Annotated in this window: 22 protein-coding genes and 2 tRNA genes; 17 read left to right on the plus strand and 7 right to left on the minus strand. The window is 68.1% G+C overall.

What is annotated here, in order from left to right; genetic code table 11:
- Nucleotides 1–111: 111 nt before the first annotated feature.
- Nucleotides 112–1164, minus strand: a complete 1053-nt coding sequence (locus tag FBZ83_RS22265; protein WP_145688951.1) for an RluA family pseudouridine synthase — start codon at nucleotides 1162–1164, stop codon at nucleotides 112–114.
- A gap of 46 nt (nucleotides 1165–1210) precedes the next feature.
- Between FBZ83_RS22265 and FBZ83_RS22270 the strand changes: the two genes are divergently transcribed.
- The 4 genes from FBZ83_RS22270 to FBZ83_RS22285 all read left to right on the plus strand — a co-directional run bounded on the left by FBZ83_RS22270 (nucleotide 1211) and on the right by FBZ83_RS22285 (nucleotide 2841).
- A complete protein-coding gene (locus FBZ83_RS22270) occupies nucleotides 1211–1537 on the plus strand; it encodes a hypothetical protein (protein WP_145688952.1) in 327 nt (108 codons plus the stop codon).
- Nucleotides 1534–2583: a threonine aldolase family protein gene (locus tag FBZ83_RS22275; protein ID WP_145688953.1), complete on the plus strand. Its 1050-nt coding sequence runs from the start codon at nucleotides 1534–1536 to the stop codon at nucleotides 2581–2583. The genes FBZ83_RS22270 and FBZ83_RS22275 overlap by 4 nt, the downstream gene beginning before the upstream one ends.
- Before the next feature lie 68 nt (nucleotides 2584–2651).
- Nucleotides 2652–2727 (plus strand) — tRNA-Glu (locus tag FBZ83_RS22280).
- 38 nt (nucleotides 2728–2765) lie between these two features.
- A tRNA-Glu gene (locus FBZ83_RS22285) sits at nucleotides 2766–2841 on the plus strand.
- Nucleotides 2842–2917: 76 nt separating this feature from the next.
- Here FBZ83_RS22285 and FBZ83_RS22290 read toward each other — a convergent pair.
- Both FBZ83_RS22290 and FBZ83_RS22295 read right to left on the minus strand, forming a co-directional pair.
- Nucleotides 2918–3676, minus strand: a complete 759-nt coding sequence (locus FBZ83_RS22290; RefSeq protein WP_145688954.1) for a class I SAM-dependent methyltransferase — start codon at nucleotides 3674–3676, stop codon at nucleotides 2918–2920.
- An 84-nt stretch (nucleotides 3677–3760) separates the two neighbouring features.
- A complete protein-coding gene (locus FBZ83_RS22295; protein ID WP_247888429.1) occupies nucleotides 3761–4765 on the minus strand; it encodes a transglycosylase SLT domain-containing protein in 1005 nt (334 codons plus the stop codon).
- 636 nt (nucleotides 4766–5401) lie between these two features.
- On the opposite strand from FBZ83_RS22295, the gene FBZ83_RS22300 reads away from it, so the two are divergent.
- On the plus strand, nucleotides 5402–6118 hold the full coding sequence (locus FBZ83_RS22300; protein ID WP_145688955.1) for a sigma-70 family RNA polymerase sigma factor: 717 nt from the start codon (nucleotides 5402–5404) through the stop codon (nucleotides 6116–6118).
- A gap of 227 nt (nucleotides 6119–6345) precedes the next feature.
- Here the strand turns inward: FBZ83_RS22300 and FBZ83_RS22305 are convergent, their stop codons facing one another.
- The gene (locus tag FBZ83_RS22305) at nucleotides 6346–6510 is read right to left on the minus strand and encodes a DUF1328 domain-containing protein (protein WP_035674837.1); all 165 of its coding nucleotides are present in this window, start codon (nucleotides 6508–6510) and stop codon (nucleotides 6346–6348) included.
- Nucleotides 6511–6840: 330 nt separating this feature from the next.
- On the opposite strand from FBZ83_RS22305, the gene FBZ83_RS22310 reads away from it, so the two are divergent.
- Nucleotides 6841–7509 carry a hypothetical protein gene (locus FBZ83_RS22310; protein ID WP_145688956.1) on the plus strand — a complete coding sequence of 223 codons (669 nt, stop codon included), beginning with the start codon at nucleotides 6841–6843 and terminating at the stop codon, nucleotides 7507–7509.
- A gap of 34 nt (nucleotides 7510–7543) precedes the next feature.
- Here the strand turns inward: FBZ83_RS22310 and FBZ83_RS22315 are convergent, their stop codons facing one another.
- The 3 genes from FBZ83_RS22315 to tldD form a co-directional block, all read right to left on the minus strand.
- Nucleotides 7544–9619 (minus strand): YjbH domain-containing protein, encoded by a 2076-nt coding sequence (locus tag FBZ83_RS22315; RefSeq protein ID WP_145688957.1) that lies wholly within the window; start codon nucleotides 9617–9619, stop codon nucleotides 7544–7546.
- 217 nt (nucleotides 9620–9836) lie between these two features.
- Nucleotides 9837–10361: a glycine cleavage system protein R gene (locus FBZ83_RS22325; protein WP_145688959.1), complete on the minus strand. Its 525-nt coding sequence runs from the start codon at nucleotides 10359–10361 to the stop codon at nucleotides 9837–9839.
- A 42-nt stretch (nucleotides 10362–10403) separates the two neighbouring features.
- Complete coding sequence (gene tldD / locus FBZ83_RS22330; protein WP_137103209.1) at nucleotides 10404–11837, minus strand: metalloprotease TldD; 1434 nt, start codon at nucleotides 11835–11837, stop codon at nucleotides 10404–10406.
- A 170-nt stretch (nucleotides 11838–12007) separates the two neighbouring features.
- Between tldD and FBZ83_RS22335 the strand changes: the two genes are divergently transcribed.
- The 11 genes from FBZ83_RS22335 (at nucleotide 12008) to FBZ83_RS22380 (ending at nucleotide 23602) form a co-directional block, all read left to right on the plus strand.
- On the plus strand, nucleotides 12008–13366 hold the full coding sequence (locus tag FBZ83_RS22335) for a DUF3422 family protein (RefSeq protein WP_145688960.1): 1359 nt from the start codon (nucleotides 12008–12010) through the stop codon (nucleotides 13364–13366).
- A gap of 483 nt (nucleotides 13367–13849) precedes the next feature.
- A complete protein-coding gene (gene coxB / locus FBZ83_RS22340; RefSeq protein WP_145688961.1) occupies nucleotides 13850–14695 on the plus strand; it encodes a cytochrome c oxidase subunit II in 846 nt (281 codons plus the stop codon).
- Nucleotides 14696–14761: 66 nt separating this feature from the next.
- Nucleotides 14762–16375 carry a cytochrome c oxidase subunit I gene (ctaD, locus tag FBZ83_RS22345; RefSeq protein WP_114860634.1) on the plus strand — a complete coding sequence of 538 codons (1614 nt, stop codon included), beginning with the start codon at nucleotides 14762–14764 and terminating at the stop codon, nucleotides 16373–16375.
- An 82-nt stretch (nucleotides 16376–16457) separates the two neighbouring features.
- A complete protein-coding gene (gene cyoE / locus FBZ83_RS22350; RefSeq protein ID WP_145688962.1) occupies nucleotides 16458–17387 on the plus strand; it encodes a heme o synthase in 930 nt (309 codons plus the stop codon).
- Complete coding sequence (locus FBZ83_RS32385) at nucleotides 17384–17518, plus strand: hypothetical protein (RefSeq protein ID WP_014240852.1); 135 nt, start codon at nucleotides 17384–17386, stop codon at nucleotides 17516–17518. The genes cyoE and FBZ83_RS32385 overlap by 4 nt, the downstream gene beginning before the upstream one ends.
- 45 nt (nucleotides 17519–17563) lie before the next feature.
- On the plus strand, nucleotides 17564–18187 hold the full coding sequence (locus FBZ83_RS22355; RefSeq protein WP_145688963.1) for a cytochrome c oxidase assembly protein: 624 nt from the start codon (nucleotides 17564–17566) through the stop codon (nucleotides 18185–18187).
- A 77-nt stretch (nucleotides 18188–18264) separates the two neighbouring features.
- Nucleotides 18265–19143: a cytochrome c oxidase subunit 3 gene (locus tag FBZ83_RS22360; RefSeq protein WP_236778098.1), complete on the plus strand. Its 879-nt coding sequence runs from the start codon at nucleotides 18265–18267 to the stop codon at nucleotides 19141–19143.
- Nucleotides 19144–19225: 82 nt separating this feature from the next.
- A complete protein-coding gene (locus FBZ83_RS22365) occupies nucleotides 19226–19600 on the plus strand; it encodes a DUF983 domain-containing protein (RefSeq protein WP_145688964.1) in 375 nt (124 codons plus the stop codon).
- Between the two features lie 2 nt (nucleotides 19601–19602).
- A complete protein-coding gene (locus tag FBZ83_RS22370) occupies nucleotides 19603–20355 on the plus strand; it encodes an SURF1 family protein (protein ID WP_145688965.1) in 753 nt (250 codons plus the stop codon).
- Nucleotides 20356–20366: 11 nt separating this feature from the next.
- On the plus strand, nucleotides 20367–21863 hold the full coding sequence (locus FBZ83_RS22375; protein ID WP_145688966.1) for a carboxypeptidase M32: 1497 nt from the start codon (nucleotides 20367–20369) through the stop codon (nucleotides 21861–21863).
- A 413-nt stretch (nucleotides 21864–22276) separates the two neighbouring features.
- Nucleotides 22277–23602: a glycoside hydrolase family 5 protein gene (locus tag FBZ83_RS22380; protein ID WP_145688967.1), complete on the plus strand. Its 1326-nt coding sequence runs from the start codon at nucleotides 22277–22279 to the stop codon at nucleotides 23600–23602.
- Nucleotides 23603–23631: the final 29 nt, after the last annotated feature.

A 23631-nucleotide genomic window follows, 5' to 3' on the forward strand; every position in this document is an offset into this window, starting at 1 on the left:
TCGCCGTCCGCTTGCCCGTTCGATCCGCCGGGGATGGTCCCGGATGCAAGCGTGAGCGCTGGTGGCTGTTGACGCGAAGAATAACCGACTTCTGCGCGCGGGTATAGTGGATTACAGGGATTCTAAGAAATCTGACAAATCTTTAATATCCGTGGGTAGAGGCGCCTGGAAGCGCACCGTCTCCCCTGTTGCGGGATGGCGGAAGATCAATCCCACGGCGTGCAACGCCTGCCGTGGAAAGCCAACAAACCGCTCGCGATCGGGTTCCGGCAGGGCAGAGGCGTGCTTGCCGCCGGCGCGGCCGGCACGCCCCTTGCCGTAGAGCGGGTCGCCCACGATGGGGTGGCCGATGTGCGCCATGTGGACGCGGATCTGGTGGGTGCGCCCGGTCTCCAGCGTGCATTCGACCAGCGCCAGCGCCGTGCCGAAGGAGCGGACGACGCGGTAGCGGGTCGCCGCGTGCTTTCCGCCGCCGGCGACCACGGCCATCTTCTTGCGGTCGGTGCTGCTGCGCCCGATGTTGCCCTCGATCCGGCCCTCGCGCGGGGAGGGGACCCCCCAGACCAGCGCCTGGTAGGTGCGGCTGAGCGTGCGGCCGGAGAACTGCTCCGTCAGCGCGTGGTGCGCGCGGTCGTTCTTGGCGACGACCATCAGGCCGCTGGTGTCCTTGTCGAGGCGGTGGACGATGCCCGGACGCCGCACGCCGCCGATCCCCGACAGGCTGTCGCCGCAATGGGCGAGCAGGGCGTTGACCAGCGTGCCGTCCGGATTGCCGGCGGCGGGGTGGACCACCATGCCCGCGGGCTTGTCGATCACCAACACGTCCTCATCCTCGTAGACCACGTCCAGGGGTATGTCCTGGGCCTCGGGCTGTGCAGGTTCAGCTTCGGGGATGAAAACGTCGAAAGTTTGTCCGGGCTTGACCTTGATGGACGGGTCGGTGACCGTCCGCCCGGTGCCGTCCTGCACGCAGCCCTTCTCCAGCAGCGCCTGCACGCGCGACCGCGACAGGCCGGGAAGGCCGGTGGCCAGGGCCTTGTCGAGCCGCTGGCCGCCGGCGTCGTCCGGAACGGTCCAGCGCTGCCGCTTGCCTTCGCCGGTTTCGCCGTCCTGCGTTCCGGTGTATTCGTCCTCATCATCGTCGAATTCGGTGCGTTCGGGCATCGTTCGGCAAAACTCCTCACATTCGCGCGAGAGTGGACCCCAAACCGTGCAGTTCCTCAAGGCACTCATCGTCATCATGGGCGTGATGATCATCGCCGGCTTCGCGTTCCTCGGCGTCGAACTCTACAAGCGCATCAACGATCCGGAGCGCCGGGCCGCCATGGACGCCGAGCGGGCAACCGTCGCCGCCGGCCGGACGGAGGAGGTCACGCTGGGCCTGCCGGCCGGCGCGCGTCTGGGCGAGCCGGTTGCCGTGGGCAACCGCGTCGTCTTCCGTGTCACCATACCGGACGCCGCGGACCGCCTTTATGTGATGGACCCGCGCACCGGCGCCATCGCCGTGACCGTCACCGCCGGAGCCGCCGCGCCATGACCGATGCCTTCCTGTACGACTTCCGCAGCGACAATGTGGCCGGCGCCGCGCCGGAGGTGGTGAACGCGCTGGCCGGGGCCGCGATCGGGTCCGCCGACCCCTATGGGCAGGACCCGCTGACCGCCAGCGTCACCCGCCGCCTGTCGGCCCTCTTCGAGGCGGAGGTGACGGTGTTCCCGGTCGCCACCGGGACGGCGGCCAACGCGCTGGCCCTGTCGGCTCTGGTCCCGCCCTACGGTGCGGTCTACTGCCACCAGGAAAGCCACATCCACGTTGACGAGTGCGGCGCGCCCGAGATGGCCACCGGCGGGGCCAAGCTGGTGCCGCTGGCGGGGGAGGGCGGGAAGCTGACTCCCGCCGCCCTGACCACGGCGCTGGCCGGGGCCGGCATCGGCGTGGTGCACCGGGTGCAACCGGCCGCCCTCAGCCTGACCCAGGCGACGGAGGCCGGCACGGTCTACCGCCCGCAGGAGGTGGCGGCCCTGACCGATGTCGCCCACGCCCACGGCATGGCGGTGCACATGGACGGCGCCCGCTTCGCCAACGCGGTGGCCCGGCTGGGCTGCGCCCCGGCGGAGTTGACCTGGAAGGCCGGGGTGGACGTGCTGTCGCTCGGCGGCACCAAGGGCGGCTGCCTCGCCGCGGAGGCCGTGGTGTTCTTCAACCCGGCGCTGGCCGAGGATTTCGGCTTCCTGCGCAAGCGGGCCGGGCATCTGGTGTCCAAGGGCCGCTTCCTGTCGGCGCAGCTCGACGCTTGGCTGGCCGACGACCTGTGGCTGCGGCTGGCCCGCCACGCCAACGCCATGGCCGACCGGCTGTCGCAGGGCCTCGCCGCCCTGCCGGGGGCGGAACTGGCCCATCCGGTGGAGGCCAACGAGGTCTTCGTGCGCCTGCCCGCCGCGCTGGCCGACGGGCTGGAGGCGGCGGGCTACCGTTTCTATCGCTGGGAGGGCGATCTGCTGCGCCTGGTCACCGCCTTCGACACGCCGCAGGCCGTCGTGAATTCTTTTCTGAAAATCGCCAAAGATCTGTCAGAAAAGGCTTGATCGGGCCGGGTGGGTTCGCTAAAAACCCGCCACGCCGACGACGCCACGTCGTCAGACGACGAAAGACTGTCCCCTTCGTCTAGAGGCCTAGGACACCGCCCTCTCACGGCGGTAACAGGGGTTCGAATCCCCTAGGGGACGCCACTTTCGTTCGGCTGGCAACCGAGCATCGCCCGATGAAGGTCCCCTTCGTCTAGAGGCCTAGGACACCGCCCTCTCACGGCGGTAACAGGGGTTCGAATCCCCTAGGGGACGCCATCCTTTCCGGCATCAACGATCCACGGCCCGCCCTTCGGCGGGCCGTCGTCGTTTCAGCGCCGTTTCGGCGCCCCCGTCAGGTCTTGCGGATCAGGAAGGACATGGAGTCCGCCGTCTCGTAGAGCGGAACGCCGCAGCGGCAGCGCAGCGCCGCGTAGTCGTAATCGCTGCTGCCGCATTTGTAGCAGCGCAACGGCAGCCGGGTGCGCCGGTACAGCTCGATCCCGGCGATGTCCGCGTGCAGCGCCTTCACCTCCGCCGCCGTGAAGAAATCCTGGGAGGCCAGATCGGCCGCCATGGCGTCGCTCAGCGGCATCCCCGTCGCCCGGATGTGCTGGAGGGCGAGCAGCACCTGCAGGCTGGTGGCCGGCGGACGCGGGTAGTCGGCGCAGTAGGCCCGGTACAGGCTGTGCTCCGGGTGGGAGGTGTGGATGTCCTCCAGGATGTACAGGCCGCCGCTGCGCAGATGGGGCAGGGACTGGGTCAGGCACCAAGCCTGATGCTGGGGGATGTGGCTGCCGTCCTCGATGATGAGGTCGAACTGGATGTTGTTGGCCCGCAGGCTGCGCCCGATGTGGTCGGGGTCGTTCTGGTCGAACCGCACATACTGGATGCGCTCATCCTGCGGCCAGTCCGGCTGCGGCTCCAGGATGTCGGCGCCGATGATGAAGGCGTCCGGGAACTGGGAGCGCAGCCAGCGGATCGAATCGCCGTGGAACACCCCGTATTCCAGGATGATCCGCACCGGACCCAGCGTCTGGAAGGCCTGACGGTAGGTGTCGACGTACTGGTGCCAGTAATGCTTGTCGGAGTTTGCCCCGTCCGCGCTGCTCATCGGTGGTCCCCGCTGTCGGCGATGCCCGATCCTACGGGAAATCGCCGGGCGGGTCCGCCGAATTGAGCGCGCAATCCAGTGGTGTCAGCGTTTCGAGGCGGCGCCTGAGCGGGAGACGCTCAGCTCGGCGACCTCCTCCTGCTTGGCGGCGGGCAGGCCGGCCGAGCGCGCCACGCTGGAATCGTGGGGGTGGACGCGGCGCGGGTAGACGCTGTGGACCTTCACCACATAGTCCTGCGTCTCGCGGTAGGGTGGAACGCCCTTGTACTGGACCACCGCCCCTTCGCCGGCGTTGTAGCCGGCCAGCGCCAGCGTGACGTTGCCGTCGAAATAGGCCAGCAGCCAGCGCAGATACTTCATGCCGCCGCGCAGGTTCTGCTCGGGGTCGAAGGGCTTGGTGACGCCGAAGCGTTCCGCCGTCTCGGGGATGAGCTGCATCAGCCCCATGGCGTTCTTTTCCGACACCACATCCACGCGGTAGCCGGACTCCACGGCGATCACCGCCAGCACCAGATCGGGGTCGAGCCCATAGGTGGGGGCCATCTTGGTGACCATGGCGCGGATTTCCTTGGGCGGCATGCGAATCACGCCCCAGCGCACGCTCGGCGGCTCGCAGCGGTCGGGGGCCTTGCCCGCTGCGCCCTTGCCGGTGCTGGCGAGCTTGACCATCTGCGCGGCGTCCTCGTTGCCCAGCAGGGCGGCGCGACGCAGCCAGGAGCGGCCCAGGTCCTCGTCCTTCGATACCGGGCCGCGCCCGGCCAGATGCATCCGCCCGGCGCGGTAGGCGGCCTCGGCGTAGTCCTGGCGGGCCGCCCGACAGTAGAGGGAGAGAGCCATCCGCTCGTCGCGGTTCACGCCTTTGCCGACCTCGTAGCGCATGGCCAGCTCGTATTGGGCGCGGGCGCTGCCCTTGCCGGCGAGCGCCTCCAGCGCGCGGATCGTGCGTTCGCCCGAGCTTTGAAAGGCGGGTGGTTGGGCCGCCGCCGTCTGGATCGCCGTCCGGTCCGGTGCGTCCTGGGCCATGGCCGGCGACGCCGTCAGAAAGGACGCGATCAGCCCGCCGGCGGCCAGCGCCACCGCGCTTTTCACCGCCTTGGCGCGCCTTTCCCCGATTGGTGAAGCGGACCGGTCTTTCGGCGTATGCGGGAAGATCGCTGCCCTAGAGCCAACGTCCGGCTGTCCGCTAAAGACGTAATGCGATATGGTTCCGGCCAAGAGAGGAAGCGGAACACAACGAGATAAGACTTCCGCAAAGGGACGGAAACGCCGCCTATACAGAGAAGAAGAACCGCTGGCAGCGGACCTGCGGAAGGATGAATGAGCGAATTCATCGTTGGCCATAGACATGGCTATCCCGCAAAGGAGATTTGAGGTCGGTTGGTGAAAGCCAGCCGGCCTTTTCCTTTTGAGCAAAGTCATGAAGCCTCCCGTATGTCCGGAGACGATACCTCATCTCCGATCGAACGCTACGGGAGCAATCGGGCAATCCACGGCATTTAGGGGTAATCTCGCCAAATTGTTAAGGGGCTTAGCCTTTTTCCCAACTGGCAGCCTCTGTGGTGCGCCATTACGTACTGATGGACCGACGATTGTCGTTGGAGAATCCGGTTATGCCCCGCGCGCATTCGGCGCAACGCGGGGGCCGGAGCGATGGTTCGGGCGTTTCGACACGCGCCCGGAATGATCGGGACATCTTTCGGTACACAGGGAGGCAGCGTTCCACCGATGGCGAACCACGTCGCGAGTTCCTTGCGCCGTCCGGCAAGCAGCCCCGCGCCGCTTGACCCCGTCGCCCTCAAGCCGGTGATGGGAAGCCGCCGTGCGGACGAGGACGAGTTGAACGTTGCGGTCGAAGCCGAGGATGGCATCGAAGCCGACGATCCGGCCGTCGACGAGGCGGTGGAAGGGGCGGCGGACGCGGCTCCGGCACCGCTGGCGCCCCCCGATCCGGCGATCATCGCTCAGATCGAGGCGGAGATCCCACGCCTGCGCCGTTTTGCCCGCGCCATGGTGCGTGACGCCACGCTGGCCGACGACCTCGTCCAAGAGTGTCTGGAGCGCGCCTTGTCGCGCCTGCATCTCTGGCGGCCCGGCAGCAACCTGCGCGCCTGGCTCTTCACCATTCTGCGCAACCTGCACATCAATGGCATCCGCCGCCGGCAGGCCGTCGTCGACATCGACGGGGAAGGGCAGGCGGCGATCGGCGCCGCCCATGGCGGGCAGTTCGTCCGGCTGGAGCTGCGCGACCTGAAGCGCGCGCTCGGCCTGCTGCCGACCGAGCAGCGCGAGGTGGTCCTGCTGATCGGGCTGGAAGGCATTTCTTACGGCGAGGCCGCCGATATCCTCGGCATTTCCATCGGCACCGTGAAGTCGCGCCTGTCGCGCGGACGGCGGGCCCTGCGCCAGCTCATGGAAGGGCACAGCCCGACCGACGAGGACTGATCCGTCCGCTCGCCCGGTCTCGCGTCTCAAAACCGCTTCTGCGTTATCCTCTGCGAGCGCACAGAGAAACCGGCAACGCTCCGGATGGGGCGTTGCCGGTCAGGTGCGAGGCTAACATCGAGAGGCTTTCGGGGTACTCGCGAGCCCGGTCTTCCGAGACGTGAAAGGCCGGGCAAGGGCGCGCTGCGGGAAACGCCCGCCCGGACGGTTCCGGGCGGGTGCTGGGTCTAGCGGCGCCTGACCAGGCCCAGAATCAAACTCGCCGCGAACAGGATCAGGAAAAGGAAGAACAGGATTTGCGCAATGCCCGAAGAGGCCGAGGCAATCCCACCGAAGCCGAGTGCGCCGGCGATCAGCGCGATCACGAAGAAAACAAGTGCCCAATAGAGCATCCTAACCTCCCTCGCTCGGTCCGAAGCGCGTCAAGGCTCGTCCGGCGCGCAGTCTGTTGAACGTCGTACTCTGTGAAGAGCGTGTCAGTATTGTGCAGAACACGGCTCAGCTTGGAAAGGTTCCCGGACCCGGCCGCCGCAAAGAGCTTTTTTTGGGTAGGGTCGGTTCCAAAAGGGGGAGGCGCATCCCGATAACGCTGGCTTGACCGCAACAACCGCCGATGAGCGCTGTTGTCGGGGTCGCCAGCCTGCTTGGTTCCGGCCGGGCGGGCGAAAAGGCGCAGCACCGCCTTGCCGGTGCGAGACGCCCTATCGAGAGAAGAGGATGCCATGAACGCCAAACTGTCCCTCGCCGTTCTCGCCGCGACCCTGGCCGCCGCCCCCGCCGCGATGGCCCAGACCTACCAGAACAACGCGCCGCAGGTGCCGTACGAGCGCTCCAGCCCGTCGGGCCTGCCGACCACCAGCCCGCAGGTGGAAAGTCTGCCCAACGAGCGGGCGGAGCCGTGGAGCGATCAGACCCAGAACCGCCAGACCCAGAATCGGATGCCGGACGGCCGCATGCCCGACCGCGTGACCAGCGGCAGCGCCGAATCCACCGTCGGCGCCGGCACCGCGGGCACCTACGGCAGCACCGGCAGCTATGGGGCGCCCGGCACCTACGGTTCGACCGGCACCATGAACAACGGCATGCCCAACAGCGGCGCCATGGGGACCACCGGTTCGGCCACCGGCACCATGCCCAACACCATGCAGGGCAACCGCCAGGTTATCATGAACGTCGACCCGAACACCGCCCAGCGCGCCGAACGCGGCCAGAACCGCAAGGAGCTGATGCAGACCTCGCTGCTGAACTATTTCAGCGCCGCCGGCTTCACCTCGGTCCGTGACTTCCGCAAGCAGGGCGAGAACTACGTGGCGGAGGCCCAGTCGGCCAACGGCACCTGGAGCACCGTGCTCCTCGACGCCAAGACCGGGACGATCTCCGAAATGCGCTGATCTCCGGATTATACGGATCTCAGCTTGCCGCGGCTCAGTCCATCAGCCGCGGCCATGACCCGGTCAGACGGCCGTAACCCGCCGACACCGACGCATCGTACAGGGGCAATGGCTGGCGCAGCTGTTGCCCCGCGTCGCGTCCAAGGGTGCGCACCGCGGTCGCCAGCCGCCCGGCCGGCGGCCAGGACCCGCCGGGGCTGAACGGCACTGTCAGCGCGATTCCCTGTTCCAGCCGCCCGCCGTACCGGCTCTGCGCGCCCTCCGGACCCTCGGTCCAGGTGACTTGGGCGGAGAGGCGGACGCCGCCGTCGAAGGCGCGCATCAGTTCGAGCGTGCCGCCCCAATCCCCGCCGAGATAGCGGCCCAGCCGCAGCACGCCCGTCGTAGCAGCCCCCGGCGCTTCCCAATAAAAGCTGGCGTGGCCGGTGTTGCGTCCGCTTTCCGGGGCAAGGCGCAGGGCGTCATCGGGCGGGCGCTTCCAGACGCGGTTGAGGTCGAGCCCGAGCGCCCAGCGCGCCGTCAGGGGGCGGTACAGCGCCTCGCCCCCCACGCCGCCGAACATCTCCTCGAAATGGCCGAGGGACAGGCGCGTGCCCCAGCGCTCGGAAGGCACGGCCAGCCACGCCGCGTACAGCCGCTCGACCGCGGCGCCGCGGTCGGCGTAGAGCGGCAGGTCGCTGCGCACCGGCTCCGCCGCCGGAAGGGCGTTGGTGTCGAGAAGATGGAGGTTGTGGCTGACGTTGATCCGCAGCCCTCCGCTGAGCACCAGCCCGCGCAGCGGTTCCATCGTCAGCACGGAGTCGCCGTAGGTCCGCTGCACCAGCGGCGCGCTCTGCTCGAACAGACTGGCTTCCACCGTTGGGATGATGGTCAGGGCGAGCCGCGCCGGCCAGTCCGGCGGGGGGGCGGCCGAGCGCTCGACGCGGGCGGTGCGCCAAATCTCCTCGGGGCTGCCGCGCTTGGCGGCCGCCTGCTCGACGGCGCGGCGCGACAGGGTGAGGGCGGTGCCGTCCAGCCCGGCGCTGCCGGTGGCGACGGTCAGCCATTCGACCTCCGGCGGGGCGCCATCGGCCAGCAGGCGGGCGGCGCGTCCCACCTCCCGTGCCAGAGGGGCGGTTCCGCCGCCCGCCGGGTCCAGCCACAGCGTGGCGTTGTGCTTGTCGATCCGCGCGGCACGGGCGGGCAGCCGGTGCAGCCGGGCCAGGGCTGCGATGTCCGTGGCGGGCAGGGCGGCCTCCGGCGCGGCGGGGCGGGCACCGACCATGGGCGGCGGGGCGCGCGGGGGGGTGTCGGTGTCCTCCCGCGGGTCGAAGCGGGCGGCGAGGCGCAGCATGGCCCGCGATCCCTGCTCGACGCCGGCTCCGACCTCCAGCCAGCGCCAGGGCCGATAGGCCAAACCCGCGTTCATTGGGATACCGGGCCGGAAATCCGGGTCGTCCTGCTGTTGGGCGCGGAAGCTGTCGGCGCTGTACTCCAGCTTGACGCTGAGCCCTTCCAGCGGCGTGTGCCACTCGACGCCGCTGAACAGAGCCGCGCGCTCCCCGGTGAACCACGCCTCCGGCCCGCGGGACGAGGCGTTGGCGGGATCGCGGTCGCGCTTGAAGCGTCCGCCGAGAGCGCGCAGCGGGTTGCGGACGTGCCCATAGTCGCCGAGCCCGCCCCAGCCGATGCCCAGGCTGAGATCGACATCCCACCAGCGCCGCGAGGCGACCAGATACTCTCCCGCGAAGCGGCCCTTGCCCGGCAGGTCCAGTCCGGTACCGGTGACGTCCCGCCCGCCGACCGCCAGCGCCGGCCACCACGGCCCTTCGCGCAGCAGGCGCAGCTTCGCGTCCACGCCCGGTTCGCTGAGGCCGTGCCAGCTCGGGTAGGTGCTGTTGCGCAGGGCGATGTCCAGGCTGGGAAGAAGATGCGCCCCGGCGAAGAGATGGCGGTGCAGACCGCCTAGGGCGGTCAGGCCGGCGGTGACGGTGCCGTCCGGCATGCCGCGCGCCGTCGGTGTCTGAAGCAGCCCGACGGTTCCCCAGTCGGACAGGGTCGCCTCAAGCCCCTCCGCCCGCGCGGGCAGGGAAACGATGGTTAGCGCCAGGACGAGGAGAACGCGGTTCACGCCATGGTAGAGCTTGTCGGGAGGATTTCCCGATCCATGGCATTTTCATGCGTATGAATGCAACCTTTATCCCTCTCCCCTCTGGGGAGAGGGTGCCCGCGAAGCGGGTGGGTGAGGGGGATGCGCGTGGCGGAGGGGTCGGCAAAAGCTCAACCCCCTCACCCCAACCCTCTCCCCGGAGGGGAGAGGGGGCAAGCGGGCTGATGCACGAGAAGCGTTACAGCGCCTCGGTGGTGCAAATCAGGCCCATCGTCTCGGCGGTGTTGGCGACGGCGGACAGGCAGGTGCCGGCGCGCTCCGGCGGGATCGAGACGGCGAAGCGGATGACGTAGCGCCCGCCCTCCCGCTCCGGCAGGGTCTGGGCGTCGAGCCGGACAATGTTCGCCTCGAACTGCGTGAAGATTTCCGACAAACGGGCGATCAGACCGGGCTGGTCACCGCCCGACACCTCCACGCGGTGGGTGATGCGGGCGAGCGGGCCGGGGTTGGGGTCGAAGTCGAAGGGCGTGACCTTGATCTGCGCGCCGGCCAACTCGGGCAGGCTCGCCAGCCCCTCCTGCACCTCCGCGACGGGGACGCCGTCCGGCAGTTCACAAACCGCCGAGAACTCCGCCCCGGACCCCATCACCGCGAAGGTCGCGTCGCGCAGGTTGGCCCCCAGCCCGAACAGATGGCCGGTGACCGCCGAGACGAGGCCGACGCGGTCGGGGCAGAAGGTCGAAACCAGCGCGAGGGACGACACGGGCAAAACCTCCGATGCAGGAAAGAGAAGCTGTGGCGGCGGTTAGGCCGCCGTGCCGCCCACGGTCAGGCCGTCCAGGCGCAGGGTCGGCTGGCCGACGCCCACGGGAACGCCCTGTCCATCCTTGCCGCAGGTGCCGACGCCGGGGTCGAGCTTCGTATCGTTGCCAATCATCGACACGCGGGTCAGGCTGTCCGGGCCGTTGCCGATCAGGGTCGCGCCCTTCACCGCCGGTCCGAGCTTGCCGTCCTCGATCAGGTAGGCCTCGTTGGCGGAGAAGACGAACTTGCCGCTGGTGATGTCCACCTGCCCGCCGCCGAAGTTCTTGGCGTAGAGGCCCTTCTTCACCGACTTGATGATCTCCTCCGGCTCATAGGCGCCGGGGCGCATCACGGTGTTGGTCATGCGCGGCATGGGGTGGCAGGCGAAGCTCTGGCGCCGCCCGTTGCCGGTCGGGCGCATCCCCATCAGCCGGGCGTTCATGCGGTCCTGCATGTAGCCGACCAGGATGCCGTCCTCGATCAGCGTCGTGCACTGGCCGGGGGTGCCCTCGTCGTCCACGGTGATCGAGCCGCGGCTGTTCTCGATGGTGCCGTCGTCCACGATGGTCACACCGGGGGCGGCGATGCGCTGGCCCATCAGCCCGGCGAAGGCCGAGGTCTTCTTGCGGTTGAAGTCGCCCTCCAGCCCGTGGCCGATGGCCTCGTGCAGCAGGATGCCCGGCCAGCCGTTGCCGAGAACGACGGTCATCTCGCCCGCCGGGGCCGGGACCGAGGACAGGTTGACGAGCGCGGAGCGCAGCGCCTCGTCCACGAAGGCCCGCCACGTCTCCGGCTGCATGTAGTGCTCGTAGGTGACGCGTCCGCCGCCGCCGTAGCCGCCCGTCTCCATGCGGTCTCCCTCGGCCACCACGACGGAGACGTTCAGCCGGACCAGCGGGCGCAGGTCGGCGACGCGCACGCCATCGGCGCGGATGATCTGCACCGCCTGCCATTCGCCGCTGATCGAGCAGGAGACCTGCCGCACCCGCGGGTCCTTGGCGCGGGCGTAGGCGTCGATCTCCGCCAGCAGCTTCACCTTGGCCTCGAAGGGGACCAGAGGCAGGGGGTTGTCCGGGATGTAGAGCGCGCGGTTGGTGCCGGCGGGCGGCTCGGCGAAGGTGCCGGCGTGCCCGGCCTGGACGGCGCGCACCGTCGCGGCGGCGCGGCGGATGGCGTCCTCGGACAGGCTGGAGGCGTGGGCGAAGCCGGTCGCCTCGTCGGCGATGGCGCGCAGGCCGAAGCCCTGGGTGGTGTCGAAGCTGGCCGCCTTGAGCTTACCGTCGTCCCAGCCCAGCGATTCGCTCTGCGAATATTCCAGATACAGTTCGCCATCGTCCGCCCCCCGCAGCGCGTCGGCCACCACCCCCTCGACACGGGAACGGTCCAGGCCGGCGCGGTTGAAGAACAGATCGTCGGTGACGGCAAGCGCGCTCATGGGAACTCCGGGGTATCGGTCTATCGTAGGACAACGATGCGGCACCGGCGCTCTCGCACCCGCACGCGCGATGTGGTCTAAAGATCAGACTTATAGTGTGGCGACGGGCGGACCATCCGGCAAGGCTCGTCGTCCATGGGCGGAAGGGGCTTGGAAGGGGAATGGCCGCGATGACCGACGATGCGCTGGCGATGGGCCGCACCGGCAACGGAGACGCGCGCTCCCTGGCCCACCCCCTGAAAAACCACGCCCTGCGCGTGACGCTGACCAACGAGGTGCACACCCGACCGCCGGAGGTGCTGACGACCCCGGTCCGCGCCACCATGCTGGCGATGCTGTCGGGGGAGGGCGCGTCGGAGGCAGACCGGCTGCATCTGGAGAAGCTGTGCGACTGGGCCGGCGTGCCGCGTCCGCCCGCCGGGGCCACCCATTACAGCGGCTCCTTCGGCAGCTTCCGCCTGAAGTGGGAGCGCCACACCGAATTCTCCACCTGGACCGTCTTCCGTCCCAACGCCGTGTCCCCGGCGAACGTGCTGGTCGATCCCTTCCTGGAACCGGCGCTGAACGCGGTGCCCAAGGAATGGCTGGCCGGGCTGCCGGGCGAGCTGATGGTCGGCGTTCATGTCGCCGTGCTCGACGCGGAATCGCCGGAGCCCTCGGCCAACATGCTGGCGGCGATGTTCGGCTCGCCGAGCTACATCGGGACGCGCATCTCCGGGCGGGCGGCGACGGCCTGGACCGACTTCCGCATTCATGGCGACGGCTTCTCGCGCATTTTGATCGCCGACCACGCGATGACCGCCAACCAGGCGGGCCGCGTCGTGCAGCGCCTGCTGGAGATCGAGACCTACCGGGTGATGGCGCTGCTGGCGCTGCCGGTGGCGCGCGGCGTGCTGCCGCGCATCGGCCCGATCGAGGCCGATCTGGCCGACCTGACCACCCGCATCGCCACCCTGCGCGGCCTGGACGACGAGCGCGAGCTGCTCGACCGGCTGACCCTGCTGGCCGCCCAGACCGAGCAGATCGCGGCGGAGACCGCCTACCGCTTCGGCGCGGCGCGGGCCTACTACAACCTTGTGGAAAAGCGCATCGTCGAGCTGCGCGAGATCCGCATCGAGGGGCTGCCCACGGTGGGCGAGTTCATGGACCGCCGCCTTGCCCCGGCGATCCGCACCTGCGAGGCGGTGGAATCGCGCCTGCAGGCGCTGTCCCAGCGCGTGGCCCGCGCCAGCGACCTGCTGCGCACCCGCGTGGAGATCGCCGTGGAGGGGCAGAACGCCGAGCTTCTCCTGTCCATGGACAAGCGGGCGCAGCTCCAGCTCCGCCTGCAGGAGACGGTGGAAGGGCTGTCGGTGGTGGCGATCAGCTACTACCTCGTCGGCATCGTCGGCTACGCCGCCAAGGGCGTGAAGGGACTCGGGATGAAGGTCGATCCCGACCTGCTGGTCGGGCTGATGATTCCCATCGTCATCGCCTTCGTCTGGTCCGGCGTGCGCCGAATCCGCAAAGTGATCACCAGCGGTCACTGACGGCCGCGGAGCTTTTCCGTTCTAACACGGTGGTGGGGTACCGCAGCGCAAACGGTGGCCGGATGGCGCCGTCCGCGCACGGTCGCTTGCGTCCCACACCAGGGACGTGCAAGCCTAAAAACTTGATTTTCCGAGACAATTCGCTGTACCATCAAACTGCGACAGCTTGTCGCAGTGCGAAGCCGATACGGAAACTCAACTTCTGTTCTTATGTGGGCTTGAAACCGGCATTGCGCCTATGTCCTTCGTGTAGGGACGCCTGACTTGTACCCAAGCGCAATGGAGGGTTAAGCTCGCGCTGCGGGGACCGTGTCGCCCTCAAACGGCACGCTCCCTGCATAGACCGGCACCGCCGCAACGCCCGGCCGCGCAACCGTCTGACAGAGACGGAGCGCACCAGGGAAACAGGGGCGAAGGCGGGTCCGGCGGGAAGGGACGACCGCCGTCCGCGACCGCGGGCGGCGGGCAACGAAGAGGGTGGGGATGAAGACGCAGACCCTGAACGCTGCCGTTCTGGCGGCGCTGACATCTTTGTGTGGATTTGCCGCGACCGGTTCCGCCGCCGAACCCCACCCCTGGCAACTGGGGCTTCAGGAGGCGGCCACCCCGGTCAAGCACGCCATGGATTCCTTCCACGACCTGCTGACGGTGATCATCGTCGCCATCGTCATTTTCGTGGCGGGGCTGCTGGGCTGGGTGGCGCTGCGCTTCAACGCCAAGAAGAACACCGTGCCGTCCACCACCTCGCACCACACGGTGCTGGAGATCGCCTGGACGGTCATTCCGGTCATCATCCTGATCGTCATCGCGGTTCCGTCCTTCAAGCTGCTCTACCAGGCGGAGCGGGTGCCGGAGTCGGAGATGACCATCAAGGTCACCGGGCGGCAGTGGTACTGGGACTACGAGTATCCCGACCACGGCAACATCGCCTTTTCCAGCTACATGATCCAGGAGTCGGAGCTGAAGCCCGGCCAGAAGCGCCTGCTGGAGGTCGACAACCGCGTGATCCTGCCGGTCGGCACGACCGTGCGCGTGCTGGTCACCGCGGGCGACGTCATCCATTCCTGGGCGGTGCCGAGCTTCGGCGTGAAGAAGGACGCCGTGCCGGGCCGGGCCAACGAGACCTGGGTGCGGATCGAGAAGGAAGGCGTCTATTACGGCCAGTGTTCCGAGATCTGCGGCGTGAACCACGCCTTCATGCCGATCGCGGTCGAGGCCGTCTCGAAGGAGGCCTTCAACCAGTGGGTCGAGAAGGCCAAGACCGCTTACGGAACCCCCGACACCAAGCGCGACGTGGCCCAGATGCCGTCCGCCGGGGCCGTCCAGTAAGCCTCATGCTTTGGATGCAGCGGCACCTCAAAGAAAAATCATTCCGCCGACGCGAGGGTTAGAGACATGGCAAACGCCAATCCGGGGGAAGCGCAGGGACACGGCCACGGGCATGACCATGACCACCACATGCCGGGCTTCGTCGAGCGTTGGTTCTTCTCCACGAACCACAAGGACATCGGGACGCTCTACCTGATCTTCTCGGTGATCGCCGGGCTGATCGGCGGCTTGTTCTCGGTCATCATGCGGCTGGAGCTTCAGTCGCCGGGCCTGCAGTTCGTCAGCGACGGGCAGGTCTGGAACGTGCTGATCACCGCGCACGGCCTGATCATGGTGTTCTTCGTGGTGATGCCGGCGCTGATCGGCGGCTTCGGCAACTGGTTCGTGCCGCTGATGATCGGCGCGCCCGACATGGCCTTCCCGCGGCTGAACAACATCAGCTTCTGGCTGATCGTCCCGGCCTTCCTGCTGCTGCTGGGCTCCGCCTTCGTGGGGCAGGGGGCCGGCACCGGCTGGACGATCTACCCGCCGCTGTCCTCGCCGCTGGGCCACAGCGGGCCGTCGGTGGACATGGCGATCTTCGCCCTTCACCTCGCCGGCGCCTCGTCGATCCTGGGTGCGGTGAACTTCATCACCACCATCTTCAACATGCGCGCGCCGGGCATGACGCTGCACAAGATGCCGCTGTTCGTCTGGGCGATGCTGGTGACCGCCTTCCTGCTGCTGCTGGCCGTGCCGGTGCTGGGCGGCGCCATCACCATGCTGCTGACCGACCGCAACTTCGGCACCAGCTTCTTCAATCCGGAGGGCGGCGGCGACCCGATCCTGTTCCAGCACCTGTTCTGGTTCTTCGGCCACCCCGAAGTCTACATCATGATCCTGCCGGCCTTCGGCATCATCAGCCACATCGTCTCGACCTTCTCGCACAAGCCGGTCTTCGGCTATCTGGGCATGGCCTACGCGATGGTCGCCATCGGCGTGGTCGGCTTCGTGGTGTGGGCGCACCACATGTACACGGTCGGCCTGGACGTCGACACCAAGGCTTACTTCACCGCCGCCACGATGATCATCGCGGTGCCGACGGGCGTGAAGATCTTCTCCTGGATCGCCACCATGTGGGGCGGGTCGATCGAGTTCAAGGTGCCGATGCTGTGGGCGCTCGGCTTCATCTTCCTGTTCACCGTCGGCGGCGTGACCGGCGTGGTGCTGGCCAACGGCGGCATGGACATCGTGCTTCACGACACCTACTACGTCGTCGCGCACTTCCACTATGTGCTGTCGCTGGGCGCGGTCTTCTCGATCTTCGCCGGCTGGTACTACTGGATCGGCAAGATGTCGGGGCGGCAGTATCCGGAGTTCTGGGGCAAGGTCCACTTCTGGACGACCTTCATCGGCGTGAACCTGGTCTTCTTCCCGCAGCATTTCCTGGGTCTGGCCGGCATGCCGCGCCGCATTCCGGATTACCCGGACGCCTACGCCGGCTGGAACATGATCTCGTCCTTCGGCGCCTATCTCTCCTTTGCGTCCACGCTTCTGTTCGTGTGGATCGCGTACAAGACCCTGCGCAGCGGCGAAAAGGTCGAGGCCGCCTACTGGGGCCCGCAGGCCGGCACGCTGGAGTGGACCGTGAGTTCGCCCCCGCCGTTCCACGCCTTCGAGACGCTGCCGCAGGTGAAGTGAACGTTCGTTCGTGACCATGACGCCGGGGGAGCCGGGAAGCTCCCTCCGGCCAGAGAGCCGAAAAGCCAGAGGATAGTGAAGTATGACGGACCTGAGCATTGAACGGGTCTCGACAGGTCCGGTCTCCGGATCGACGCCGGGTGACTACATCGAACTGCTCAAGCCGCGGGTGATGTCGCTCGTGGTGTTCACCGGGCTGGCCGGCATCGTGCTGGCGCCCGGCCACATCCACCCCGTGCTGGCGGCGGTGGCGGTGCTGTGCATCGCGGTCGGGGCCGGAGCCTCGGGCGCCATCAACATGTGGTACGACCGCGACATCGACGCGGTGATGTCGCGCACCATCCGCCGCCCGATCCCGTCGGGGCGGGTGGAGCCGGAGAACGCGCTGGCCTTCGGGGTGATCCTGGCCGCGGCGTCGGTCGTGGTGATGGGGCTGGCGGTCAACTGGGCGGCCTCGGCGCTGCTGGCGATGACCATCGGCTTCTACGTCTTCATCTACACCATGTGGCTGAAGCGGCGGACGCCGCAGAACATCGTGATCGGCGGGGCGGCCGGCGCCTTCCCGCCGATGATCGGCTGGGCGGCGGTGACGGGCGGGGTCGAACTGCCCTCCATCCTGCTGTTCCTGCTGATCTTCCTGTGGACGCCGCCGCACTTCTGGGCGCTGGCCCTGTTCCGCAACGGCGATTACACGCGCGCCGGGGTGCCGATGATGCCGGTGGTCGCCGGTCCGGATGCCACCAAGCGGCAGATGCTGGCCTACACGCTGGTCCTGCTGCCGGTCGCCGTGGCGCCGTACTTCCTGGGCACCGGCGGACTTGCCTATCTGATCGGGTCGAGCCTGCTGGGCGCCTTCTTCGTGCTGTGCGCGGTCCGCGTGCTGCGCGCCACTGACGACAAGCCGGCCAAGCAGATGTTCGGCTTCTCGATCCTCTACCTGTTCCTGCTGTTCGCCCTGCTGATGGGCGAGCATCTGGTGACCGGAATCCTGACGACCGGAGGCGGGGCATGACGATCATGGATGAATCCTACGAGGAACGCCGCAAGCGGCTGCGCGGGCGCAACTACGCGGTCCTGGCCGCGCTGATCGGTCTGGTGGTGATGTTCTACGTCATCACGCTGGTGCGGATGGGCGGGCACTGACCACGGGACGTTGAGCGGACAAACGGCAGGGGAGGAAACGGCGCCATGAGCGACCGGCCTGAAAACGACAAGGGGCTCCGGCGGAAGAACCGTCTGTTCATGGCCGGGCTGTTCGGCCTCGTCTTCGGGATGGTCGGGCTGGCCTACGCCTCGGTGCCGCTCTACGCGCTGTTCTGTCAGGTGACCGGCTTCGGCGGCACCACCCAGCGGGCCGACGCCGCGCCCGCGCGGCAGGTCGACCGCGTCATCAAGGTCCGCTTCAACGCCGACGTGAACCAGTCGCTGCCCTGGCGCTTCAAGCCGGAGCAGAAGGAGCTGACGGTGAAGCTGGGCGAGATGGGGCTGGCCGCCTATCAGGCCGCCAACCGGGTCGACCGGCCCACCGTGGGCACCGCGCTCTACAACGTCACGCCGGACAAGGTCGGCAAGTACTTCAACAAGATCGAGTGCTTCTGCTTCACCGAGCAGGTGCTGGAGCCCGGTCAGTCGGTGGACATGCCGGTGGCCTTCTTCGTCGATCCGGCCCTGGCCGACGATCCGGCGATGGAGGACGTGACCACCATCACCCTGTCCTACACCTTCTTCCGCGCCAAGGACGAGACCCAGGTGCTGGCGCAGCACGCGACGCAGGCCGCGGGTGCGAAAGGCACCGGGACCGCGGCGAACTGAAAAAAGAGACAGTCTGAACAGCAAATTAGGGCTGAACGAAGAAATCGGGCGAAACAAACCGGGGTTGGAAAGAGACGATGGCCGACATCACGCACGCGCAAATGCCGCATCCCCCAGCCTCCGCGCACGGCGCGGGCGAGGGCGCCGGCATCCCGCATCCCTACCATCTGGTGAAGCCGAGCCCCTGGCCTCTTCTGGGCGCCTTCGCCGCCGGTCTGTTCGCGACGGGCATGGTCATCTACATGCACGGCGGCGGCTGGCTGCTGGCCGCCCTCGGCTTCGTGTCCATCCTGGGCGTGATGTTCGGCTGGTGGCGCGACGTCATTAAGGAGGCGGTGCGCGAGAAGGCGCACACCCCGGTGGTGAAGATCGGCCTGCGCTACGGCATGGCGCTGTTCATCGCCTCGGAGGTGATGTTCTTCGCCGCCTTCTTCTGGGCCTTCTACGACGCGGCGCTCTACCCCAAGGTGTTCGCCGAGAACCCGCAGGGCGTCTGGCCACCGCCGAACATCACGGTGCTGGAGACCTTCCACCTGCCGCTGATGATGACGCTGATCCTGCTGCTGTCGGGCGTTACCGTCACCTGGGCGCACCACGCCATCCTCGAGGGCCGCAACAAGGAGGCGTCGCGCGCGCTGGGGCTGACCGTCCTGCTGGGGGTGATGTTCACCTTCTTCCAGGGCTGGGAATACGCCCACGCCGCCTTTGGCTTCAAGCAGGGCATCTACCCGTCGACCTTCTACATGGCGACCGGCTTCCACGGCTTCCACGTCATCATCGGCACCATCTTCCTGGCGGTCTGCTGGTTCCGCACCATGAAGGGCCACTTCACCCCGCGGAGCCATTTCGGCTTCGAGGCGGCGGCCTGGTACTGGCACTTCGTGGATGTGGTCTGGCTGTTCCTGTTCGTGTCGATCTACTGGTGGGGGTCGTTGGGCGCCGCCAGCGGCCACTGATCAATCCCCCTTGTCGCCTTGCGAAGCCCTTCTCCTCCACCGGGGGAGAGGGGCTTCCCGTTCCTGGAAGGAGGCGAATGATTTGAGCACGTACTACTCCAGCCCATCGCCCCTGACCGCCGGCCTGCGCTGCGCCTGCCCGCGCTGCGGACGGGGCAAGCTGTTCAACGGCTACCTGACGGTCAACGAGCGCTGTTCGGTGTGCAACCTGAACCTCGCCCGGCAGGACAGCGGCGACGGGCCGGCGGTCTTCCTGATCTTCATCCTGGGTTTCCTGGTCGTGCCGGTGGCGTTGTGGGTGTCGATGTCGGTGGACTGGCCGCTGTGGCTGCACGCCGTCGTCTGGAGCATCGTCGTGCTCGGGCTGGCGCTCGGCATGCTGCGCCCGGCCAAGGCCTATGTGGTAGCGCTCCAGTACCGCCACCGCCGCAACGAGCTGGAGGACCCGGACGAGTGACCATGAGCGCCGCCGCCGAACCCCGCCGCTTCCGCCCTTCGCTGTGGGCGACGCTGATCACCGTGCCCGCCGTGCTGGTCATGCTGGGGCTGGGCACGTGGCAGATGCAGCGGCTGGCGTGGAAGGAGGATCTGGTCCGCCGGGTGGAGCAGCGGCTGCACGCCGCCCCCATCCCGCTGCCCCCCACGATCGCCGATCCGGAGGCGTTGGAGTTCCGCCCGGTGACCGTCACCGGGCGCTTCCTGAACGACAAGGAATTGCTGCTGGTGGCCCGGCCCCGGCAGGGGCAGGCGGGCTACGAGCTGCTGACCCCGCTGCAGCGCCCGGTCGAGGACGGCGGCGGCGTGGTGCTGGTCAACCGCGGCTTCCTGCCCATGGACAAGCGCACCCCCGCCAGCCGTCTGGAGAGCCGGGTGGAGGGGCCGGTGACGGTCACCGGTCTGGTCCGCCTGCCGCAGCCCGCCGGCTGGTTCCAGCCGGGCAACCGGCCCGGAGCGGAATCCTGGATGCGGCTGGACCCGCCGGCCATGGCGGCCTCCGCCGGCCTGGAGACCGTCGCCCCGCTGGTGGTCGAGATAACTCCCGACCCGGCGCGCGGCAACGCGCCCCAGACCGGGATGCTGAACGGGATTCAGCCGCTCGTCGAGCTTCCCAACAACCATAGGCAATACGCGTTCACCTGGTATAGCCTCGCCGCGACGCTGGTCGTCGTCTATGTGCTGTCCCAACGCCGGAGAACCGGTCCGGCATCCTAGGAGTTGCGTCCATGACAGCCGCCTATCGGGAGCTGGAACGCCGTTTCGCCCGCATCGCCGCCATCGGCGACGCCCTGGGCATCCTGAGCTGGGACAGCCAGACCATGATGCCCGACGGCGCCAGCGACGGGCGGGCCGAGCAGACCGCCACCCTGACCGTGCTCGCCCACGAGCTGCAAACCGACCCCCGCGTGGCCGACTGGCTGGCGGAGGCCGAGGCGGCGGGAGGGCTGAACGATTGGCAGGCGGCCAACCTGCGGGAGATGCGGCGCACCCACCGCCACGCCACCGCCGTCCCCGGCGATCTGATCGAGGCGACCAGCAAGGCGATCTCGGCCTGCGAGATGACGTGGCGCAGCGCGCGGGCGGAAAGCGATTTCGCCAAGCTGCTGCCCAGCCTGTCGGAGGTGCTGCGCCGCGTGCGGGAGTGCGGCGAGGCCAAGGCGGCGACCATGGGCCTGTCGCCCTACGACGCCATGCTGGACGAGCACGATCCCGGCGCCCGCTCCGAGCGGATCGACGCCCTGTTCGCCGGTCTGGCCGGCTTCCTGCCGGAGCTGATCGGGCGCGTCCTCGACCGGCAGGCCGCCGAGCCGGCGCCGCTGCGGCCCGTGGGGCCCTTCGCCGTCGCCAACCAGAAGGCGCTGGGCGAGCGGCTGATGCGGGCGGCGGGCTTCGACTTCACCCGCGGGCGGCTGGACGTGTCGTTGCATCCCTTCTGCGGCGGCGCCACCGGCGACGTGCGCATCACCACCCGCTACGACGAGGACGACTTCACCAAGGCTCTGATGGGGGTGATGCACGAGACGGGGCACGCGCTCTATGAACAGGGGCGTCCGCGCGACTGGCTGAACCAGCCGGTCGGGCTGGCCCGCGGCATGGCGGTGCATGAGAGCCAGTCGCTGATCGTCGAGATGCAGGCCTGCCGCTCGCCGGAGTTCCTGTGCTGGCTGGCCCCGGTCGCGCAGGAGGCGTTCGGCGGTTCCGGCCCGGCCTGGGAGCCGGACAACCTGCGCCGCCTCTACAGCCGAGTGGAGCGCGGCTTCATCCGGGTGGACGCCGACGAGGTGACCTATCCGGCGCACATCATCCTGCGCTACCGGCTGGAGAAGGCGCTGATCGCCGGGGACTTGGCCTTGGCCGACCTGCCGGGCGCCTGGAACGACGGCATGAAGGACCTGGTCGGGGTGGCGCCGCCGAACGACCGGTTGGGCTGCCTTCAGGACATCCACTGGCCGTCCGGCGCCTGGGGCTACTTCCCCAGCTACACGCTGGGCGCCATGACCGCCGCCCAGCTGTTCGAGGCCGCGGCGAAGGCCGATCCGGACATCCGCCCGGCGCTGGCGCGCGGCGACCTCGGGCCGTTGGTGGCGTGGCTGGGAGCGAATGTGCACGGCAAGGGCTGTCTCTACGCGTCCGGCGATGAACTGCTGACGGCGGCCACCGGGCGGCCGTTGGATGCGGCGGTGTTCCGACGGCATCTGGAGAGCCGGTATCTGGGCGCCTGAGTGGAGCCTTTGCCCCCTCCCTAACCCTCCCCCGCTGACGCAGGGAAGGGGACTTATTCTCCCTCTCCCGCGAAGCGGGGGAGGGCCGGGGTGGGGGCAAGGGGGCGCCGAAACATGTTCGCTGATGCGGAAGAATCCGCATAATCCACCGAACGCAAAAGGCTGACCCGTAACCCTCCTTCGTTCCCGTGCGCCGCTTCGCGCCATCAAGCAATCAATCCGAAAAACAGCCTCAAGACAGCGCAAGCACTCGACGTGTCTTCCTTGTCTCAAATGTCTTCAAAATCCGCTCTTCCGGACATGGTCACACATGCCTTGGATTGCCGGAATTGAGCGACATTCCCGGCAATATTTCGTTAACCATAAGCCGCCAGCTTCCGGCCCAACGCGAATGGCAACGAGGGCTGAGCACAATGGGCATCGCCAAGGGCTTCCTACACACGGACGGCAACCAGATCGTCGATTCGTCGGGTCAGAACGTCAAGCTGACGGGCGTCAACTGGTTCGGCGGCGAGGGCTTCGTCTTCAACCCCAACGGCATGGACATGCGCGGGTACTGGGGGATGATGGAGCAGATGAAGGAGATGGGCTTCAACACCATCCGCCTGCCGTGGAGCGACGCGGCTCTGGACGCCGACCGGGCGACGGGCATCGACACCTCCAAGAATCCCGACCTCGCGAACAAGTCCCCGCTTGAGGTCATGGACAAGGTGATCGACTACGCCGGGCGCATCGGCATGAAGGTCATCCTCGACCACCATCGCTCCAGCGACGGTGCGTCGGCCAACGAGAACGGCCTGTGGTACGACGACAAGTACCCGGAGTCGAAGATGATCGAAAACTGGAAGATGCTGGCCGAGCGCTACAAGGGCAACGACACCGTCGTCGGCGCCGACCTGCACAACGAGCCGCACGGGCAGGCGACCTGGGGTGGCGGCGACAAGGCCACCGACTGGGCCTGGGCCGCGGAGCGCATCGGCAACGAAATCCAGTCCGTGAACAAGGATTGGCTGCTGCTGGTCGAGGGCGTCGAAATCCACGAGAACCAGTGGGAGTGGTGGGGCGGCAACCTGCGCGGCGCCAAGGACCGCCCGATCGAGTTCGACAATCCGGGCAAGCTGGTCTACTCGGTCCACTCCTACGGCCCGTCCATCCATGAGATGGAGTGGTTCAAGGCCAGCGACTACCCGAACAACCTGCCGGGCCAGTACACCGACAATTGGGGCTGGCTGCTGAAGGAAGACAAGGCGCCCGTGCTGGTCGGCGAGTTCGGCGGCAAGCTGGAGACCGACCAGGACAAGGCCTACATGGCTAAGCTGATCGACTACATGAACGGCGACCTGGACGGCAACGGCACCAACGACCTCGGCGCCGGCAAAGAAGGGGCGAGCTGGACCTACTGGTCGTGGAACCCGAACTCGGGCGACACCGGCGGCATCCTGAAGGACGATTGGCAGACGGTCGACCAGACCAAGTACAACGCCATCAAGGAAGGCCTGTTCGACGGCGTCAGCCCGGCCAAGGCCGCCTGGGCTCCGGCGAAGGCCCAGGCGCTGGGGGAGGGCGACATCAACGTCCTGTCCCACACGGTGGCCCAGCCGCAGGCGGCGGACCACAGCACCGCCGCCCTGGTGGACGCCGCGCTCGCCGCCCAGACGGTGGCGCTTCCGCCGGTCGACGCTGCGCACGATCCGTCGGCGCTGCATCACGACCCGCTGGACGTCCACACCGGCGCCTGATCGGCGGGCAGCATTCCACCGTCCCTCTC

It is taken from the genome of Azospirillum brasilense (assembly GCF_007827815.1).
Taxonomy (GTDB): Bacteria; Pseudomonadota; Alphaproteobacteria; order Azospirillales; family Azospirillaceae; genus Azospirillum; species Azospirillum brasilense_C.